The 19,153-nt window shown below is 68.8% G+C and carries 18 protein-coding genes and 3 tRNA genes; 19 read left to right on the top strand and 2 right to left on the bottom strand.

Annotated elements, in window-relative coordinates:
• The first annotated feature begins 242 nt into the window (after window positions 1-242).
• The 8 genes from ACSHXN_RS17850 to ACSHXN_RS17815 all read left to right on the top strand — a co-directional run bounded on the left by ACSHXN_RS17850 (window position 243) and on the right by ACSHXN_RS17815 (window position 5,326).
• Window positions 243-315: transfer RNA gene (locus ACSHXN_RS17850), tRNA-Thr, on the top strand.
• Between the two features lie 46 nt (window positions 316-361).
• Window positions 362-434: transfer RNA gene (locus ACSHXN_RS17845), tRNA-Met, on the top strand.
• Window positions 435-523: 89 nt separating this feature from the next.
• Entirely contained in the window at window positions 524-688 is a 165-nt protein-coding gene (gene rpmG, locus ACSHXN_RS17840) for a 50S ribosomal protein L33 (protein WP_003948671.1), read from the top strand.
• Window positions 689-1,077: 389 nt separating this feature from the next.
• A complete protein-coding gene (locus ACSHXN_RS17835) occupies window positions 1,078-1,533 on the top strand; it encodes a MaoC family dehydratase N-terminal domain-containing protein (RefSeq protein ID WP_355142173.1) in 456 nt (151 codons plus the stop codon).
• 5 nt (window positions 1,534-1,538) lie between these two features.
• A complete protein-coding gene (locus ACSHXN_RS17830) occupies window positions 1,539-1,967 on the top strand; it encodes a MaoC family dehydratase (RefSeq protein WP_355142171.1) in 429 nt (142 codons plus the stop codon).
• A 100-nt stretch (window positions 1,968-2,067) separates the two neighbouring features.
• The gene (locus ACSHXN_RS17825; protein ID WP_355142169.1) at window positions 2,068-2,640 is read left to right on the top strand and encodes a TetR/AcrR family transcriptional regulator; all 573 of its coding nucleotides are present in this window, start codon (window positions 2,068-2,070) and stop codon (window positions 2,638-2,640) included.
• 89 nt (window positions 2,641-2,729) lie between these two features.
• Entirely contained in the window at window positions 2,730-4,166 is a 1,437-nt protein-coding gene (locus tag ACSHXN_RS17820) for a DHA2 family efflux MFS transporter permease subunit (RefSeq protein WP_355142167.1), read from the top strand.
• A 104-nt stretch (window positions 4,167-4,270) separates the two neighbouring features.
• Window positions 4,271-5,326: a UDP-N-acetylmuramate dehydrogenase gene (locus tag ACSHXN_RS17815; RefSeq protein WP_355142165.1), complete on the top strand. Its 1,056-nt coding sequence runs from the start codon at window positions 4,271-4,273 to the stop codon at window positions 5,324-5,326.
• 291 nt (window positions 5,327-5,617) lie between these two features.
• Here the strand turns inward: ACSHXN_RS17815 and ACSHXN_RS17810 are convergent, their stop codons facing one another.
• Both ACSHXN_RS17810 and ACSHXN_RS17805 read right to left on the bottom strand, forming a co-directional pair.
• A complete protein-coding gene (locus ACSHXN_RS17810) occupies window positions 5,618-6,661 on the bottom strand; it encodes an adenosine deaminase (protein WP_355142163.1) in 1,044 nt (347 codons plus the stop codon).
• 129 nt (window positions 6,662-6,790) lie between these two features.
• The gene (locus tag ACSHXN_RS17805; protein ID WP_355140818.1) at window positions 6,791-8,017 is read right to left on the bottom strand and encodes a pyridoxal phosphate-dependent aminotransferase; all 1,227 of its coding nucleotides are present in this window, start codon (window positions 8,015-8,017) and stop codon (window positions 6,791-6,793) included.
• Between the two features lie 263 nt (window positions 8,018-8,280).
• On the opposite strand from ACSHXN_RS17805, the gene ACSHXN_RS17800 reads away from it, so the two are divergent.
• The 11 genes from ACSHXN_RS17800 (at window position 8,281) to rpoB (ending at window position 19,095) form a co-directional block, all read left to right on the top strand.
• Window positions 8,281-8,353: transfer RNA gene (locus tag ACSHXN_RS17800), tRNA-Trp, on the top strand.
• A gap of 102 nt (window positions 8,354-8,455) precedes the next feature.
• The gene (gene secE / locus ACSHXN_RS17795; protein ID WP_059127157.1) at window positions 8,456-8,740 is read left to right on the top strand and encodes a preprotein translocase subunit SecE; all 285 of its coding nucleotides are present in this window, start codon (window positions 8,456-8,458) and stop codon (window positions 8,738-8,740) included.
• Window positions 8,741-8,821: 81 nt separating this feature from the next.
• On the top strand, window positions 8,822-9,631 hold the full coding sequence (nusG, locus tag ACSHXN_RS17790; RefSeq protein ID WP_059127158.1) for a transcription termination/antitermination protein NusG: 810 nt from the start codon (window positions 8,822-8,824) through the stop codon (window positions 9,629-9,631).
• A gap of 135 nt (window positions 9,632-9,766) precedes the next feature.
• On the top strand, window positions 9,767-9,994 hold the full coding sequence (locus ACSHXN_RS17785; RefSeq protein WP_355801717.1) for a hypothetical protein: 228 nt from the start codon (window positions 9,767-9,769) through the stop codon (window positions 9,992-9,994).
• Between the two features lie 255 nt (window positions 9,995-10,249).
• The gene (gene rplK, locus ACSHXN_RS17780) at window positions 10,250-10,684 is read left to right on the top strand and encodes a 50S ribosomal protein L11 (RefSeq protein WP_355140816.1); all 435 of its coding nucleotides are present in this window, start codon (window positions 10,250-10,252) and stop codon (window positions 10,682-10,684) included.
• A gap of 95 nt (window positions 10,685-10,779) precedes the next feature.
• On the top strand, window positions 10,780-11,505 hold the full coding sequence (rplA, locus tag ACSHXN_RS17775; RefSeq protein WP_355801719.1) for a 50S ribosomal protein L1: 726 nt from the start codon (window positions 10,780-10,782) through the stop codon (window positions 11,503-11,505).
• A gap of 240 nt (window positions 11,506-11,745) precedes the next feature.
• Window positions 11,746-12,615, top strand: a complete 870-nt coding sequence (locus tag ACSHXN_RS17770; RefSeq protein WP_356293744.1) for a hypothetical protein — start codon at window positions 11,746-11,748, stop codon at window positions 12,613-12,615.
• A gap of 110 nt (window positions 12,616-12,725) precedes the next feature.
• Window positions 12,726-13,589: a DUF1396 domain-containing protein gene (locus ACSHXN_RS17765; protein ID WP_355140813.1), complete on the top strand. Its 864-nt coding sequence runs from the start codon at window positions 12,726-12,728 to the stop codon at window positions 13,587-13,589.
• A 284-nt stretch (window positions 13,590-13,873) separates the two neighbouring features.
• Window positions 13,874-14,404: a 50S ribosomal protein L10 gene (gene rplJ / locus ACSHXN_RS17760; RefSeq protein ID WP_059127163.1), complete on the top strand. Its 531-nt coding sequence runs from the start codon at window positions 13,874-13,876 to the stop codon at window positions 14,402-14,404.
• A 111-nt stretch (window positions 14,405-14,515) separates the two neighbouring features.
• Entirely contained in the window at window positions 14,516-14,899 is a 384-nt protein-coding gene (rplL, locus tag ACSHXN_RS17755) for a 50S ribosomal protein L7/L12 (protein ID WP_355140812.1), read from the top strand.
• A 710-nt stretch (window positions 14,900-15,609) separates the two neighbouring features.
• The gene (rpoB, locus tag ACSHXN_RS17750; protein ID WP_355140811.1) at window positions 15,610-19,095 is read left to right on the top strand and encodes a DNA-directed RNA polymerase subunit beta; all 3,486 of its coding nucleotides are present in this window, start codon (window positions 15,610-15,612) and stop codon (window positions 19,093-19,095) included.
• Window positions 19,096-19,153 lie beyond the last annotated feature (58 nt).

Here is a 19,153-nt window from a genome sequence, read left to right as displayed (position 1 = left end):
TGGTTCCCCGGGCGTGGGCGGACTTCCGGTGCGGGGTGGACACCACGGCCGTCACCGTGATGGCGGGTCCGTCGGGCGGGGGCCCGCCGTCGTTGCGGCGGGAGCGACCGGTGGGGCAGGGGTCGAGTCGGTGTGCCGGAAGCCGCGGGAAACGCACGGGGAAGGCCGGGGAACAGGCCGGACGGGAGCCGCGAAACGGATTTGGGCGAACGGCGGGCGAGCGTGTAATGTCTTCATCGCTCGCCCCAATAGCTCAGTCGGCAGAGCGTCTCCATGGTAAGGAGAAGGTCAACGGTTCGATTCCGTTTTGGGGCTCTGGTGTGAGAGGTTCCCGCTGCCAGGCGGGGTCCGATCGCATCGCAGCGGTGTAGCTCAGTCGGTAGAGCAAGCGGCTCATAATCGCTGTGTCACCGGTTCAAGTCCGGTCACCGCTACTCGTAGTAGCCGATTGTGGGGTCGGTCCTTCGGTCGGCTACTCTTTCTTGCGTTGTTTTTATCCATCTGTTCGTCAAGGAGCACTCACGTGGCTGCCACCGACGTCCGCCCGAAGATCACGCTGGCCTGCGTGGAGTGCAAGGAGCGGAACTACATCACCAAGAAGAACCGGCGCAACAACCCGGATCGTCTTGAGATGAAGAAGCACTGCCCGCGTTGCAACGCGCACACCGCGCACCGCGAGACGCGATAACCAAGGCTCGTACGCGAGGCCGTCCCCAGTAGCAGGGGGGCGGCCTCGCGGCGTTGACGGAAGTGGACCGCACCGGTCCATCGACCGCCGCCGTCGGCGGGGCGCAGGTGTCGTTTCCCGCGACCGGAGCAGGATGGCCCGATCCGGCCGACCGGATCCGGCCACCCCGACCGGTACGACACGCGGAAGCCGACCGGACGCAAGGCGGAATCGGTCAGATCGACCGCACCGCCACGCAGATTCGGACATCGGCCGGAGCGTCCGCAGAACCGGCCGCGTCGACGGTCCCAGAATCGGTCACACGGGCCGAACGCCGAGCCGGCCGCACAAAGGGGTCGGCGGCCTCCGGTGAGGCCGGGCCCGATGAACTATCAGGAGGTGCCGAGCCCATGGCGCTCGATCAGTCCTTCGTGGGGCGGTCCTACCCGCCCACCGACCCGTACGAGGTCGGCCGGGAGAAGATCCGCGAGTTCGCGGTGGCGATCGGGGACACCAACCCGGCCTACACGGACCGCAAGGCCGCCGCGGCGCTCGGTCACCCCGATGTGATCGCCCCGCCGACCTTCGTCTTCGCGATCACCTTCAAGGCCGCGAGCCAGGTCGTCGAGGACCCCAAGCTCGGCCTGGACTACAGCCGGGTGGTCCATGGCGACCAGCGGTTCGTCTACAACCGCCCGGTCCGTGCCGGTGACCGGCTGAGCGTCACCTCGACCATCGAGTCGATCAAGTCGCTGGCCGGCAACGACATTCTGGACATCCGGGGTGAGGTCCACGACGAGGCCGGCGAGCCCGTGGTGACCGCCTGGACGAAGCTCGTGGCACGGGCACCGGAAGAGGAGGCCTGACGAGGATGACCGCGAAGATCGCGTACGACGCCGTCGAGGTCGGCACCGCACTGCCGGCGCAGTCCTTCCCCGTCACCCGCGCCACGCTCGTGCGGTACGCGGGCGCGTCCGGGGACTTCAACCCCATCCACTGGAACGAGAGGTTCGCCAAGGAGGTGGGCCTGCCGGACGTCATCGCGCACGGCATGTTCACCATGGCCGAGGCGGTCCGCGTGGTGACCGACTGGGTGGGCGACCCGGGCGCGGTCGTCGAGTACGGCGTCCGTTTCACCAAGCCGGTCGTCGTCCCGAACGACGAAGAGGGCGCCCTCATCGAGGTCAGCGGCAAGGTGGCGGCCAAGCTCGACGACGGCACGGTCCGCGTCGACCTCACGGCGACCAGCGCCGGCCAGAAGGTGCTGGGCATGTCACGGGCGGTCGTGAGGCTGGCCTGACCAGGGGGCCGGTGAGGGGCGTGCGCCGTGTGCGGCGCCCCTCGACCGCGTCGCGGGAAGCCCCTTGACTAAGTTAGTTATTAACCACTAACTTAGCCGCATGGTCAGGATGAGCGCAGAAGAGAGGCGCGAGAGCGTCATCCGTGCGGCGACGAGCGAGTTCGCCCGCGGCGGCTACCACGGCACGTCCACCGAGGCGATCGCCAAGCGTGTCGGTGTGTCGCAGCCGTATCTCTTCCGGCTCTTCCCCGGCAAGAAGGCCATCTTCCTGGCGGCGGCCGAGCGGTGTGTGGAGGACACCATCCGCACCTTCGAGGAGGCTGCCGAAGGGCTCCACGGGGAGGACGCCCTGCACTCCATGGGGAAGGCGTACACCGAGGTCATCGCAGAGCAGCCGGAACGGCTGATGATGCAGCTGCAGATGTACATCGCGGTGGCCGCGGCCGAGCAGGCGGGTGACCGCGAGTTCGGGGAGGCGGTGCGGGCCGGCTGGATGCGGCTGTGGGACGTCGTGCATCTGGCGCTCGGGGCCGACGTCGACGAGACCACCACCTTCATGGCGCAGGGGATGCTCATCAACTGCCTGGTGTCCATGGGCTTTCCGCCCGGGCACCGGATCTGGGAAGGGCTCTACCCGGCCGAGGACCGTGAGGGCCGGCCGAAGAAGAGGTAACGGACAGGGAGGGCGGGTCCGCCTTTTCATGGCCGCAAAAGTTAGTAATCAATAACTAATCACCATAGCGATCATGCTCTGGGGGAGCGATGTCACAAGAGAAGGCACCTCGCGGGGGAGCGGTCTGGGCCCTCGTCATCACCAGTGTCGCCGGATTCATGGCGGCCCTCGACAACCTCGTCGTCACCACCGCCCTGCCCTCCATCCGCAAGGACCTCGGGGGAGCGCTGGACGACCTGGAATGGACCGTGAGCGCGTACACGCTCACCTTCGCGGTCCTGCTCATGTTCGGCGCGGCGCTCGGCGACCGGTTCGGCCGCAGGCGGCTCTTCCTCGCCGGGCTGACCGTCTTCACCGGCGCGTCCGCCGCCGCGGCCCTCGCGCCCGGCATCGACTCCCTGATCGCGGCCCGTGCCGTCCAGGGTGTCGGGGCGGCCATCATGATGCCGCTCACCCTGACCCTGCTGACCGCCGCGGTCCCCGCCGCACGGCGCGGAATGGCGTACGGCATCTGGGGGGCCGTCAACGGACTCGCCGTGGCGTCAGGACCCCTCATCGGCGGCAGTCTGACCGAACACGTGTCCTGGCACTGGATCTTCTGGCTGAACGTCCCGCTGGGCCTTCTTCTCCTGCCCCTGGCCCGCTTCCGCCTCGCCGAGTCCTTCGGCACCGGCGCTGCGCTCGACGTCCCGGGCACCCTGCTCGTCAGCGGCGGTCTCTTCGGGATCGTGTACGGGCTGGTGCGCGGTCCGGCCGACGGCTGGGCCGACCCCGTCGTGCTGACCGGCCTGTTCGGGGGTGCCGCGCTGCTCGCCGGCTTCGTCCTCCACGGCGTCCGGGGCCGCAACCCCATGCTCCCCATGCGGCTCTTCCGCTCCCGGGCGTTCTCCGGGATCAATGCCGCGAGCCTGCTGATGTTCCTCGGGATGTTCGGCTCGATCTTCCTGCTCAGCCAGTACATGCAGGGGGTGCTCGGGTACTCCCCGACCCAGGCCGGTCTGCGGATGCTGCCCTGGACGGGCATGCCCATGCTCGTCGCGCCGATCGCCGGAATCCTCTCCGACCGCATCGGCGGCCGCCCGGTCGTCGCCGCCGGTCTCTTCCTGCAGGCCGCGGGTCTCGGCTACCTGGCCCGGGTGGTCACGACGGACGTCGCGTACTCCGTTCAGCTGCCCGGCCTGATCATCAGCGGCATCGGCATGGCCCTGTTCTTCGCACCCGCCTCCAACCTCGTCATGTCCAGCGTGCTGCCCCGGGAACAGGGCATCGCCTCCGGCGCCAACAACGCCCTGCGCGAGGTCGGCGGCGCGCTCGGTATCGCCGTGATGTCCTCGATCTTCACGGCCCGGGGCGGCTACGGCAGCGCACAGCTCTTCGTGGACGGGCTGCGGCCGGCGCTCGTGGTGGGCTCCGCGGCGGTGACCCTGGCGGGCGTCGCGGCCCTGCTGATCCCCACCCGGCGGCGCACGGCGCGGACCGCGGCCACCGCACAGCCGTCCCCGGCCCTGGAGACGGCCGCTTCCTGAGCAGGATCCCGCGGACGCGGCACCCCTCGACGGCCCCGCCGGTCCCCGGCGGGGCCGTACCCGTGCGATGCCGGGCCGCCGGGGCCGTCTCGTAGTCTTGGCGCGTGCAGGAACTCCACGACGCCCCGCTCGCCCCGCTGACCACCTTCCGGCTGGGCGGCCCCGCGACCCGTCTGATCACCGCCACCACCGACGCGGAGGTGATCGCCGCCGTCCGCGAGGCCGACGGAGCCGGTACGCCGCTGCTGCTGATCGGCGGCGGATCCAACCTGGTCATCGGCGACAAGGGCTTCGAGGGCACCGCCCTGCGGATCGCGACCGACGGCTTCCGCCTGGACGGTACGGAGCTGGAGCTGGCCGCCGGAGAGGTGTGGACCGATGCCGTCGCCCGCACCGCCGAGGCCGGTCTCGCCGGTGTCGAGTGCCTCGCGGGCATCCCCGGCTCCGCGGGCGCGACCCCGATCCAGAACGTGGGGGCGTACGGCCAGGAAGTCTCGTCGACGATCAGCGAAGTGATCGCCTACGACCGCCGGACGCAGGAAACGGTCACTCTTTCGAACGCCGAGTGCGGGTTCTCGTACCGGCACAGCCGCTTCAAGGCCGATCCCGAACGCTATGTGGTGCTGCGCGTGCGCTTCCGGCTGGAGGACGCGCAGGGGCTCTCGGGCCCGGTCAAGTACGCCGAGACGGCTCGCGCCCTCGGTGTCGAGCCCGGCGACCGGGTGCCGCTGGCCGCCGCCCGCGAGACCGTGCTGAAGCTGCGCGCGGGCAAGGGCATGGTGCTGGACCCGGAGGATCACGACACCTGGTCGGCGGGCTCGTTCTTCACCAATCCGATCCTCGCGGACGAGGAGTTCGCCGCGTTCCGGGCGCGGGTGAGCGAGCGGCTGGGCGAGGGGGCCGAACCCCCCGCGTACGCGGCGGGCGAGGGCCACACCAAGACGTCCGCGGCCTGGCTCATCGACAGGGCCGGCTTCACCAAGGGGTACGGCACCGGACCCGCCCGCATCTCCACCAAGCACACCCTGGCCCTGACCAACCGCGGCGGCGCGACCACCGAGGACCTGCTCGCGCTGGCCCGCGAGGTCGTGGCCGGGGTCCACGAGGCCTTCGGGGTCACACTGGTCAACGAGCCGGTCACGGTGGGCGTCAGCCTCTAGGCCACGCCCCGACGGGAGCCGCAGCCGGACCCAGTGGGCGACCCCCACCCCCTGCTTCACCGTCGCGGGGTGGTGGGTCATCGCCGGCATCGCGTTCGCCCACGACGCGACGGAGACGGGCAGTCGCCCCCCGTGGAGGACTTCGCGCGCCGCCTGGCGCGCACCCTGCTCGGCGGCGTCCCGGCCGCCGAGGACGCCTCCTGACCGTGCGGCAGGGAGCGGGTACGCCCCGCTCCGGTCCACCGACGGTGCGGGCGGCCCCCGCCGTGCGTGCGCCCGCCCGTCACCCCTTCATCGGGCCACCGGGCCGCCCAGCCAGGCGTCCACCCCCGCGAGGAGCTCCGCCTTGGTCGTCGCCGGTGCCGCCGAACCGCGCACCGACTGCCGGGCCAGTTCCGCCAGTTCCTCGTCGGTGAAGCCGTGGTGGTGGCGGGCGAGCTCGTACTGCGCCGCCAGGCGGGAGCCGAACAGCAGCGGGTCGTCGGCGCCCAGCGCCATGGGGACACCCGCGTCGTACAGGGTGCGCAGGGGCACGTCCTCGGGCTTCGCGTAGACGCCCAGGGCGACATTCGACGTGGGGCACACCTCGCACGTCACCCCGCGCTCCGCCAGCCGCTTCAGCAGACGCGGGTCCTCCGCCGCCCGCACCCCGTGGCCCACCCGGTGCGCGTGCAGGTCGTCCAGGCAGTCGCGCACCGACGAGGGCCCGGTCAGTTCGCCGCCGTGCGGGGCCGAGAGAAGGCCTCCGTCACGGGCGATGGCGAAGGCGCGGTCGAAGTCCCGGGCCATGCCGCGGCGCTCGTCGTTCGAGAGGCCGAAGCCCACCACGCCGCGGTCCTGGTAGCGCACGGCCAGCCGGGCCAGGGTGCGGGCGTCCAAGGGGTGCTTCATCCGGTTCGCGGCGACCAGGACGCGCATCCCCAGACCCGTCTCCCGCATCGCGCCGTCGACCGCGTCCAGGATGATCTCCAGCGCCGGGATCAGACCGCCCAGGCGCGGCGCGTACGACGTCGGGTCGACCTGGATCTCCAGCCAGCCCGAGCCGTCCTTGACGTCCTCCTCCGCGGCCTCCCGCACCAGCCGCCGGATGTCCTCCGGCTCTCTGAGACACGAGCGCGCCGCGTCGTACATCCGCTGGAACCGGAACCAGCCCCGCTCGTCCGTCGCCCGCAGTTTCGGCGGCTCCCCGCTGGTCAGGGCCTCGGTCAAAGTCTCCGGCAGCCGGACGCCGTATTTGTCGGCCAGCTCCAGGAGGGTGGCGGGCCGCATGGATCCGGTGAAGTGCAGATGCAGATGGGCCTTCGGCAGCGCAGAGACATCACGTACATGCTCCATTCCAGGATCCTGCCGCACGTCCCCGCTGCTGCGGTAGCGCTTTCCTCTTTAGTGGTCTTGCTCGCACAAAAGAACGGGGCGATCACCCGCCGGCCGGCGGGTGATCGCCCGGAAGCGCGGAGCGGGACGTCAGTCCCGCGCCTCCGCCAGCAGCTTCTGGATCCGGCTCACGCCCTCGACCAGGTCCTCGTCACCGAGGGCGTACGACAGCCGCAGGTACCCCGGGGTGCCGAAGGCCTCGCCCGGGACGACCGCGACCTCGGCCTCCTCGAGGATCAGCGCGGCCAGCTCGACCGTGTCCTCGGGGCGCCTGCCGCGGATCTCCTTGCCGATCAGCGCCTTCACCGACGGGTACGCGTAGAACGCGCCCTCGGGCTCGGGGCAGACCACGCCGTCGATCTCGTTCAGCATCCGCACGATGGTCTTGCGGCGCCGGTCGAAGGCCTCGCGCATCGTCGCGACCGCCTCCAGGTCGCCGGAGACGGCGGCCAGGGCGGCCACCTGAGCGACATTCGACACGTTCGAGGTGGCGTGCGACTGGAGGTTCGTCGCGGCCTTCACCACGTCCTTCGGGCCGATGACCCAGCCGACACGCCACCCCGTCATCGCGTACGTCTTCGCCACGCCGTTGACCACGATGCACTTGTCGCGCAGCTCGGGCAGCAGCGCCGGCAGCGACACGGAGGCGGCGTCACCGTAGACCAGGTGCTCGTAGATCTCGTCCGTCAGCACCCACAGCCCGTGCTCCACGGCCCACCGGCCGATGGCCTCGGTCTCCGACTCGGAGTACACCGCGCCCGTCGGGTTGGACGGGGACACGAAGAGGACGACCTTCGTCTTCTTCGTGCGGGCGGCCTCGAGCTGCTCGACGGACACGCGGTAGCCGGTGGTCTCGTCCGCGACGACCTCCACCGGCACACCGCCGGCCAGCCGGATCGACTCCGGGTACGTGGTCCAGTACGGAGCCGGGACGATCACCTCGTCACCCGGGTCGAGGATGGCGGCGAAGGCCTCGTAGATGGCCTGCTTGCCGCCGTTGGTGACCAGGATCTGGGAGGCGTCCACCTCGTAGCCGGAGTCGCGCAGCGTCTTGGCGGCGATCGCGTTCTTCAGCTCGGGCAGACCGCCCGCCGGCGTGTAGCGGTGGAACTTCGGGTTCTTGCAGGCCTCGACGGCCGCCTCGACGATGTAGTCCGGCGTCGGGAAGTCGGGCTCACCGGCGCCGAAGCCGATCACCGGCCGCCCGGCAGCCTTGAGGGCCTTGGCCTTGGCGTCCACGGCGAGGGTGGCGGACTCGGAGATCGCGCCGACTCGGGCGGAGACCCGGCGCTCGGTGGGAGGGGTTGCAGCGCTCATGGGCCCCATGGTTTCAGACAGGAAACGCGCCCGGCACACGGGTTTCACAGACTGAACCTGACCGGGCCGACGACCGGACACACGTCCGGATCCGGCTGCCGGACCGGGCGATCCTCCGGGCGGCAAAACCCGTACGGGCACTTTCTGTTCGACGACCGGCCCCGGACCACGTACACTCTCACCTCGTTGGCCTCCAGCGGCCGTGATCGCGTCGGTGCACACCGAGCACTCGCGCGGATGCGGTACGTTGGGGTACACAGCAAAGGGTCGTAGCTCAATTGGTAGAGCACTGGTCTCCAAAACCAGCGGTTGGGGGTTCAAGTCCCTCCGGCCCTGCTACACACTCCCATCAGGAAGTGTGCGCAGAGTACCTTTGCACTCGCCGTGCGGCTCCACCGGGCGCGGCACGGCCACGACCCGGGATTCAGGTGAGGACGAGTGACGGACGCCGTGGGCTCCATCGACATGCCTGACGCCCAGGATGAGGTGCAGGAGCCGAAGAAGACCCGCAAGGGCGGCAAGCGAGCCAAGAAGGGCCCGCTGAAGCGCCTTGCCCTCTTCTACCGCCAGATCGTTGCGGAACTCCGCAAGGTGGTCTGGCCGACGCGGAACCAGCTGACGACGTACACCACCGTGGTGATCGTGTTCGTCGTCATCATGATCGCCCTGGTGACCGTGATTGACTATGGGCTCAACCACGCGGCCAAGTACGTATTCGGCTGAGCCGCGAGCGAAGGGCGCCGAGGTATCCGGCGTCCCCTTTCGCATGTTCTACCCCTATGTATCCAGGAAGAAGCAGCCACCGTGTCTGACCCGAACCTGAACGACGCCATCGAGCCGGACGAGTCCGTGGATGACGAGCTCGACATCGTCGAGGGCGCGGACGAGGTGGACGAGTTCCAGGCTGCGGAAGCCGAGGCGGGCGAGCCGGCCGAGACGGCCGCCGTGCACGTCGTGGAGGAGGACGAGGTCGCCGGCGAGGAGGAGGCCGCGCCCGTCGACCCCGTCGAGGCCCTGCGCGAGGAGCTGCGCAGCCTGCCCGGCGAGTGGTACGTGATCCACACGTACGCCGGCTACGAGAACCGTGTGAAGACCAACCTCGAGCAGCGCGCCGTGTCGCTGAACGTCGAGGACTACATCTTCCAGGCCGAGGTGCCGCAGGAAGAGGTCGTCCAGATCAAGAACGGCGACCGCAAGACCATCCGTCAGAACAAGCTCCCCGGCTATGTGCTGGTGCGCATGGATCTGACCAACGAGTCCTGGGGCGTCGTCCGCAACACCCCCGGCGTCACCGGCTTCGTGGGCAACGCCTACGACCCGTACCCGCTGACCCTGGACGAGATCGTCAAGATGCTCGCCCCGGAGGCGGAGGAGAAGGCCGCCCGCGAGGCCGCCGAGGCCGAGGGCAAGCCGGCGCCGCAGCGCAAGGTCGAGGTTCAGGTGCTGGACTTCGAGGTCGGCGACTCGGTCACCGTCACCGACGGCCCGTTCGCCACGCTGCAGGCGACCATCAACGAGATCAACGCCGACTCCAAGAAGGTCAAGGGCCTCGTGGAGATCTTCGGCCGCGAGACCCCGGTCGAGCTGAGCTTCGACCAGATCCAGAAGAACTGAGCAGACGCTCATCCGAGAGAGCCCCCGACCAGCGGTTTCCCGTTGGACGGGGGCTCTGTCGTGTTCGGGAGGGTCCTGGACCGCGGGACGCCTTCGGCTCCTGCGCGGGTCCGCGCGGCACGGGAGGGGACCACGGTGAATGCCTGGAGCAGGGCGGCGTACGACCTCCTGACCGGTGCGGCCATGGTGGCGGTGGCATGCGACGTGGGCGACAGCGCGCGGCGGCTTCACCGCCGTGTGGCCGGTCGTCCGAGGGTGGGCGCCGTCCTCACTCCGGCCGTGCTGAGGGCCACGGCGGGGGTGCTCGGAGCGATCGGGACGACGGTCGGTGCCGTCCGTCTGGTGTCCGCCGCCGGCGGATGAGGCCGGTGCCGGACGGGGCGGCGGTGCCGGGCGCGGCCGAAGCGGCCCACCGCGCATGAGAGACTTGTGTGTCACCGCCCGAAGGACCACCTTCCGGCGGATGAGCCACCGGCCAGGTCAGACGGCTGCACAGCCCGTCTGACCTGCTCGGTTTTTGGCCGCACAAGGATTCCCGTTAGGGTTGTGCGGTTGCCTTCGGGCTGTCTTGCCCTTGGGCGCTTGGAAATCGAAACAGAAAACGGGAGAGGACCCGGAATGCCTCCCAAGAAGAAGAAGGTCACGGGGCTCATCAAGCTCCAGATCCAGGCCGGCGCTGCCAACCCGGCTCCGCCGGTCGGCCCGGCGCTGGGTCAGCACGGCGTCAACATCATGGAGTTCTGCAAGGCCTACAACGCCGCGACCGAGTCGCAGCGCGGTTGGGTCATCCCGGTGGAGATCACGGTCTACGAGGACCGTTCCTTCACCTTCATCACCAAGACTCCGCCGGCCGCCAAGATGATCCTCAAGGCCGCGGGCGTCGACAAGGGCTCCGGCGAGCCGCACAAGACCAAGGTCGCCAAGATCACCCAGGCGCAGGTCCGCGAGATCGCCCAGACCAAGATGCCCGACCTCAACGCCAATGACCTGGACGCCGCCTCGAAGATCATCGCGGGCACCGCGCGTTCCATGGGCATCACGGTCGAGGGCTGAACCCCACCTTCGCAGAACCATGCGGCTGACGGCCGCACGTGGCAGGGCCTGCTCGGCCCGTACCACGACTCCTTTCAGAACACACAGGAGCAGTTGTGAGCAAGCGCAGCAAGGCTCTCCGCGCTGCGGACGCCAAGGTCGACCGGGAGAAGCTCTACGCCCCGCTCGAGGCCGTCCGTCTCGCCAAGGAGACCTCCACGACCAAGTTCGACGGCACCGTCGAGGTCGCCTTCCGTCTGGGTGTCGACCCGCGCAAGGCCGACCAGATGGTCCGTGGCACCGTGAACCTCCCGCACGGCACCGGTAAGACCGCCCGGGTCCTGGTCTTCGCGACCGGTGACCGTGCCGAGGCCGCTCGTGCCGCGGGCGCCGACATCGTCGGCGCCGACGAGCTGATCGACGAGGTGGCGAAGGGGCGTCTGGACTTCGACGCCGTCGTCGCCACCCCGGACCTCATGGGCAAGGTCGGCCGCCTCGGCCGCGTGCTCGGTCCCCGTGGTCTGATGCCGAACCCCAAGACCGGCACCGTGACCCCGGACGTGACGAAGGCTGTCACGGAGATCAAGGGCGGCAAGATCGAGTTCCGCGTCGACAAGCACTCGAACCTGCACTTCATCATCGGCAAGGCGTCCTTCGACGACTCCAAGCTGGTGGAGAACTACGGTGCGGCTCTGGACGAGATCCTTCGTCTGAAGCCGTCCGCCGCCAAGGGTCGCTACATCAAGAAGGCCGCCATCGCCACGACGATGGGCCCCGGCGTTCCGGTCGACCCGAACCGCACCCGCAACCTCCTCACCGAGGAGGACCCGGCCGCCGTCTGACACCGACGGCAGCCGCGGGCACGCGCAGCTGACGGCCGGCCCCGCACCCTCCCGGGTGCGGGGCCGGCCGTGTTCTCCGGCCCGTGTCCCGGGCGCCCGCAACGGCTTCGCGCGGCCGGTGCGCCCCCTCTGCGTACCCCGTGTGCGACACGGGGCACATGCCGTTCCGCCGCAGATGCGTGCCGTTCCTCCCGGCTCGGAGTTAGCGTGATGATCACGGAGCGCACAAGGGGGGAACGGATGAGGGACCGGATCGTGCGGCGCGGGATCCTGCCGATCGCGGTGGCCGCCGCGCTGGCCGCCGTCGCGGCCTGCAGCTCCTCCGGCGACGACGCCCCCAAGGCGGCCGCGGTGCCCTCCGGCGGGGGCGTGGACCCCCGCTCGGCGCCGGCCCTGCGTGCCGTGGAGCGGGCCACCGTCAGAGCCGGCTCCGCACGGATAGAGTCCACGACGGTCATGGGCGGGATGCTCTCGCTGCGCACGGACGGCGCCCTCGGCTGGTCCGGCCGATCCGTCGGCACGCTTCGCATCACCTACACCGGTGGATCGCTCGCCGACACCATGCGCAAGCTGAACAGCACCTCCATGGAGGCCCGGCTGCTGCCGGACGCCTACTACGCGAAGGTCGGCACGTCGTTCGCCCGGCGCCTGGACGGCCGGCACTGGATCAGATACGCCTACGACGACCTCGCGGCCCTCCCGGGAGGCACCGGGACGCAGCTGACGGACCAGCTGCGCAACACCGCCCCGCTCCAGCCGGTCCGCCTCCTGCTCGCCTCGGGGAACCTGCGCAGGGTCGGCGAGGAGACGGTGCGCGGCCGGCGTACCACCCGCTACACGGGCACGATCATCACCGCCACCCTCACCGGCGCCGCCACCGCCGATCTCAAGGAGCGGCTGGAACAGGCCGGGGTCACCACGGAGACCGTGGACATCTGGGTCGACGAGCACGACCTGCTGGTGAAGAAGGCCGAGCGCGGGGAGCTGACGACGGGGCGGATGTCCTCGACCGCGTACTACCGCGACTACGGGGTGCGGGTCGTGGCCGAAAGGCCTCCCGCCGCGGACACCGCCGACTTCAAGGACCTGCTGAGCAAGCAGAGTTCGTGACATGTGAAGGTCACCCGCAGCACACGGAAATCGCGAGCCCCTGGCGTCCGGCCGGGTTACGCTCGCGGTCTTGCTATGGATCGACAGTATGTTCCCTGGGGGAATTCTTGATGATTGCTGTGCGTGGTGCGATGGGGCGTGGCGCGGCGGGTGCGGCGCTCGCGGCGCTGGTTCTGGGCGGCGGAGCGGTCGCCTGTTCCAAGGGCGGTGCGGAGGAGTCCCCGCGGATGACGCCCGCCGCCGCCGTGGCCAAGGCCGCGAAGAACGCCGAGCAGATCACATCCATGCACTACCGGATGACCGGCACGGTCCCGGGTGAGGGCAAGGTCAGCGGCGAGGCCCGGATGAGCCTGAAGCCGCTCGCCATGTCCATGAAGATGACGGTCGCGGGCCAGGACACCGACGGGCCGGTCGAGATCCGTCTTGTCGACCAGGTGATGTACATCGGCGGTGGTGCCGAGGCCGCCAAGGAGCTGAACGGCAAGAGCTGGCTCAAGTTCGATCTGTCCGCGCTGGGGATGGACAAGGAGCTCGGCGCCGACCAGCTCGGCGCCGGGCAGGCCGACCGGAACCCGGCCCAGGAGTCCACGTTCCTCACCGACTCCAAGCGGGTGACGAAGGTCGGCACCGAGACCGTCGGCGGCGTGAAGACCACGCACTACAAGGGCGAGATCTCGGTCGCCGAGATGCGTGCGGCCCTGAAGAAGCAGCACCTGGACAAGGCCACCCTCGACCGGCGCGAGAAGAGCATCGACGCGTACGAGAAGATGGGCGCCGGCGCGATCAGCATGGACATGTGGATCGACGGCAGCGACCACACCAAGCAGTTCCGGATGCGCAGCGACACCGAGAAGGGCCCTCTGGACACGACCATCACCTTCCTCGACTTCAACAAGCCGGTGACGGTGACGGCTCCGCCCGCCAAGGACACGTTCTCCTTCGCCGACGCGATGAAGGACGCCCAGCAGGGCTGAGCCCGCGGGGGAACGGATTTGCTTGACAGCGATCCGTTCCCTTACGCTTCCTTCCGAAGCCAAAGACCGCTGGTCGTCGCTGTGCACTCGCAAGAGGGTGCGGTGACCGAAGGATCCGCTGGATTGCGGACGGCCCGCGCAGGTGACAGAGGAAGAACTCCCGGAGTATGTGCGTGCATCGCGCGTACGGCCGGTCGAGTCCGCCCCGTGCGCCTGCGCCGGGGCGTTCGTTTTGTCCAGCCCCTTCCGAGCGGTCCCATCACCCGGAAGGAGGCCGACGCTCTATGGCAAGGCCCGACAAGGCTGCCGCGGTGGCCGAGCTCGCGGAGCAGTTCCGCAGCTCGAACGCCGCCGTGCTGACCGAGTACCGGGGTCTCACCGTGGCGCAGCTCAAGACGCTGCGCCGGTCGCTCGGTGAGAACGCCCAGTACGCCGTGGTGAAGAACACGCTGACCAAGATTGCGGCCAACGAGGCCGGGATCACGACGCTCGACGACCTGTTCAACGGTCCGACGGCGGTCGCCTTCGTCACCGGTGACCCGGTGGAGTCGGCGAAGGGTCTTCGTGACTTCGCCAAGGACAACCCGAACCTCGTCATCAAGGGCGGTGTCCTTGACGGCAAGGCGCTGTCCGCCGACGAGATCAAGAAGCTCGCGGACCTCGAGTCCCGCGAGGTTCTGCTCGCCAAGCTGGCGGGTGCCTTCAAGGGCAAGCAGACCCAGGCTGCTCAGGTCTTCCAGGCGCTCCCGTCGAAGCTCGTCCGCACCGTGGACGCTCTTCGCGCCAAGCAGGCCGAGCAGGGCGGTGCCGAGTAATTCGGCTCGCGACATGACCGCCGCCTGAGGCGACGGTCGTAGCGGGCCGAACGTACGCCCGCCAGACATGTACATCCGGCACCAGCCGAATCAAGGGAAGGATCGCCCATCATGGCGAAGCTCAGCCAGGAAGACCTGCTCGCGCAGTTCGAGGAGATGACCCTCATCGAGCTCTCCGAGTTCGTGAAGGCGTTCGAGGAGAAGTTCGACGTCACTGCCGCCGCCGCGGTCGCCGTCGCCGCCCCGGGTGCCCCCGGTGCCCCCGTCGAGGCCGAGGAGGAGAAGGACGAGTTCGACGTCATCCTCACCGGTGCCGGCGACAAGAAGATCCAGGTCATCAAGGTCGTGCGCGAGCTGACCTCCCTCGGCCTGAAGGAGGCCAAGGACCTGGTGGACGGCGCCCCGAAGCCCGTCCTGGAGAAGGTCGCGAAGGACGCCGCCGAGAAGGCCGCCGAGTCCCTCAAGGGCGCCGGCGCCTCCGTCGAGGTCAAGTAACACCTCCTCGGGTCCGCACCGGACTCACGGGCCCGCACAGGGCTCACTGGGCCGTACGAGGCTTCGGCTTCGTACGGCCCTTTCGCGTACGCGGGACACGGTTCACTCGAACAGCGCAGACGGCTCTCTCGGGGCCCGATCGCTGCTCACCCGGGAGGCTGTAACGCGGACGCACCGAAGGGCGATCATCCATCCGGGTGGTCGCTCTTCGCCGTTCCCGGGGGACCGGCGGCGGCTGCCTTGCGACCGCCGCCGCGGGGAGTATGGTGATCTTCGTCGTGCCTCCCGAGGGCCCCGGTGACAGGTTGCAAGTGACGATGGCAGCACCCGGTTTGAGCAAGGGGGGCCTTGACGAACTGCACGCAGCGCGCAATTCTCAGGACGCGTCGTCACAACGATCCGAATCCGAGGCATGGATCGACGACGAAGAGGGCAGTATCGATGTGCATCGAGGGCGTGGCTTCCCGCAGGTGTTGAGGGACAACGAGGGCCTCCATCGTGAGCGCTGAAAACTCGCACTGGACATCAGTGTGCCAAGTGGCTACACTGACCCTTTGCGCTGCCTGTTAGCTGTCTCCTGCCCGTCACCAGGAGCACGCCCCTTGCCCGAGCACACCGATCAGAAGTCTCTGACCTGGGACTTTCCATCTCTGTGCCCGACGGGGACCGGGACGCGCGTAGTGAGTCCGAGCCCTCGGAAGGACCCCCTCTTGGCCGCCTCGCGCACTGCCTCGACCGCGAATATGAACAACGGCGCCAGCACCGCCCCGCTGCGCATCTCCTTTGCAAAGATCAAGGAGCCCCTCGAGGTTCCGAACCTTCTCGCGCTGCAAACCGAGAGCTTCGACTGGCTGCTCGGCAACGACGTGTGGAAGGCTCGCGTCGAGGAGGCTCTGGAGTCCGGTCAGGACGTCCCCACCAAGTCCGGTCTCGAGGAGATCTTCGAGGAGATCTCCCCGATCGAGGACTTTTCCGGGTCGATGTCGCTGACGTTCCGCGACCACCGTTTCGAGCCGCCGAAGAACTCCATCGACGAGTGCAAGGAGCGCGACTTCACGTTCGCCGCGCCCCTCTTCGTCACGGCCGAGTTCACCAACAACGAGACCGGTGAGATCAAGTCCCAGACGGTCTTCATGGGCGACTTCCCGCTCATGACGAACAAGGGCACCTTCGTCATCAACGGCACCGAGCGTGTCGTGGTGTCGCAGCTGGTCCGCTCGCCCGGTGTCTACTTCGACTCCACCATCGACAAGACGTCCGACAAGGACATCTTCTCGGCCAAGATCATCCCGTCCCGGGGTGCCTGGCTGGAGATGGAGATCGACAAGCGCGACATGGTCGGTGTTCGTATCGACCGCAAGCGCAAGCAGTCCGTGACCGTTCTCCTGAAGGCGCTCGGCTGGACCACCGAGCAGATCCTCGAGGAGTTCGGCGAGTACGAGTCCATGCGCGCCACCCTGGAGAAGGACCACACCCAGGGCCAGGACGACGCGCTGCTCGACATCTACCGCAAGCTGCGTCCGGGCGAGCCCCCCACGCGTGAGGCCGCGCAGACGCTCCTGGAGAACCTGTACTTCAACCCCAAGCGCTACGACCTGGCCAAGGTCGGCCGCTACAAGGTCAACAAGAAGCTGGGTGCGGACGCTCCGCTCGACGCGGGCATCCTGACCGTCGAGGACGTCATCTCGACGATCAAGTACCTGGTCAAGCTGCACGCGGGCGAGACCGAGACGGTCGGCGACTCCGGCGGGACGATCGTCGTCGAGACGGACGACATCGACCACTTCGGCAACCGCCGCCTGCGCAGCGTCGGCGAGCTCATCCAGAACCAGGTCCGCACGGGTCTGGCCCGCATGGAGCGCGTCGTGCGCGAGCGCATGACCACGCAGGACGTCGAGGCGATCACGCCGCAGACCCTGATCAACATCCGGCCGGTCGTCGCCTCCATCAAGGAGTTCTTCGGCACCAGCCAGCTGTCCCAGTTCATGGACCAGAACAACCCGCTGTCCGGGCTGACGCACAAGCGTCGTCTGTCCGCGCTCGGCCCGGGTGGTCTCTCCCGTGAGCGGGCCGGCTTCGAGGTCCGTGACGTGCACCCCTCGCACTACGGCCGCATGTGCCCGATCGAGACGCCCGAAGGCCCGAACATCGGTCTGATCGGCTCGCTCGCCTCCTACGGCCGGGTCAACGCGTTCGGCTTCGTCGAGACCCCGTACCGCAAGGTGAACGAAGGCCAGGTCACCGACGAGGTCGACTACCTGACCGCCGACGAGGAGGACCGGTTCGTCATCGCGCAGGCCAACGCCACGCTGACGGACGAGCTCCGCTTCGCCGAGAACCGGGTGCTGGTCCGCCGCCGCGGCGGTGAGGTCGACTACGTCAGCCCCGAGGACGTGGACTACATGGACGTCTCGCCGCGCCAGATGGTGTCGGTCGCGACCGCCATGATCCCGTTCCTCGAGCACGACGACGCCAACCGTGCCCTCATGGGCGCGAACATGATGCGGCAGGCCGTGCCGCTGATCAAGTCCGAGTCCCCGCTCGTCGGCACCGGCATGGAGTACCGCTCCGCGGTCGACGCCGGCGACGTGGTCAAGGCCGAGAAGGACGGTGTGGTCCAGGAGGTCTCCGCGGACTACATCACCACCGCCAACGACGACGGCACGTACATCACGTACCGCCTGGCCAAGTTCTCCCGGTCCAACCAGGGCACCTCGGTCAACCAGAAGGTCATCGTCAACGAGGGCGACCGCATCATCACCGGCCAGGTGCTGGCCGACGGTCCGGCCACCCAGAACGGTGAGATGGCCCTGGGCAAGAACCTGCTCGTGGCGTTCATGCCGTGGGAGGGTCACAACTACGAGGACGCGATCATCCTGTCGCAGCGCCTCGTGCAGGACGACGTCCTCTCCTCGATCCACATCGAGGAGCACGAGGTCGACGCCCGTGACACCAAGCTCGGCCCCGAGGAGATCACCCGGGACATCCCGAACGTCTCCGAGGAGGTCCTCGCGGACCTGGACGAGCGCGGCATCATCCGTATCGGTGCCGAGGTCATCGCCGGTGACATCCTCGTCGGCAAGGTCACCCCGAAGGGCGAGACCGAGCTGACCCCCGAGGAGCGTCTGCTGCGCGCGATCTTCGGTGAGAAGGCCCGTGAGGTCCGTGACACCTCGCTGAAGGTGCCGCACGGTGAGACCGGCAAGGTCATCGGCGTGCGCGTCTTCGACCGCGAGGAGGGCGACGAGCTGCCGCCGGGCGTGAACCAGCTGGTCCGCGTCTACGTGGCCCAGAAGCGCAAGATCACCGACGGTGACAAGCTCGCCGGCCGCCACGGCAACAAGGGTGTCATCTCCAAGATCCTGCCGATCGAGGACATGCCGTTCCTGGAGGACGGCACCCCGGTCGACATCATCCTGAACCCGCTGGGTGTGCCGTCCCGAATGAACCCGGGACAGGTCCTGGAGATCCACCTCGGCTGGCTCGCCAGCCGCGGCTGGGACGTGTCCGGACTGGCCGAGGAGTGGGCCCAGCGCCTGCAGGCCATCGGCGCCGACCAGGTCGCCCCGCGCACCAACGTCGCGACCCCGGTCTTCGACGGTGCCCGCGAGGACGAGCTGGCGGGTCTGCTGCAGCACACCATCCCGAACCGCGACGGGGACCGCCTGGTCCTCCCGACCGGTAAGGCGCGGCTGTTCGACGGCCGCTCCGGTGAGCCGTTCCCGGACCCGATCTCGGTCGGCTACATGTACATCCTGAAGCTGCACCACCTGGTCGACGACAAGCTGCACGCCCGTTCGACCGGTCCGTACTCGATGATCACCCAGCAGCCGCTGGGTGGTAAGGCCCAGTTCGGTGGCCAGCGCTTCGGCGAGATGGAGGTGTGGGCCCTCGAGGCCTACGGCGCCGCCTACGCCCTCCAGGAGCTGCTGACCATCAAGTCCGACGACGTCACCGGTCGCGTGAAGGTCTACGAGGCCATCGTCAAGGGCGAGAACATCCCCGAGCCCGGCATCCCCGAGTCCTTCAAGGTGCTCATCAAGGAGATGCAGTCCCTGTGCCTGAACGTGGAGGTGCTGTCCAGCGACGGTATGTCCATCGAGATGCGTGACACCGACGAGGACGTCTTCCGCGCTGCGGAGGAGCTCGGCATCGACCTGTCCCGGCGTGAGCCGAGCAGCGTCGAAGAGGTCTGACGGGAGTCCGGCGGGTCTGATCACCAGACCCGCCGACCCCCAGGCCCCCGTACAGACC

Origin of the sequence: Streptomyces sp. HUAS TT11 (genome assembly GCF_051553595.1) — a bacterium.
Classification (GTDB): Bacteria; Actinomycetota; Actinomycetes; order Streptomycetales; family Streptomycetaceae; genus Streptomyces.
This window is presented reverse-complemented; position numbering and strand designations above follow the sequence as displayed.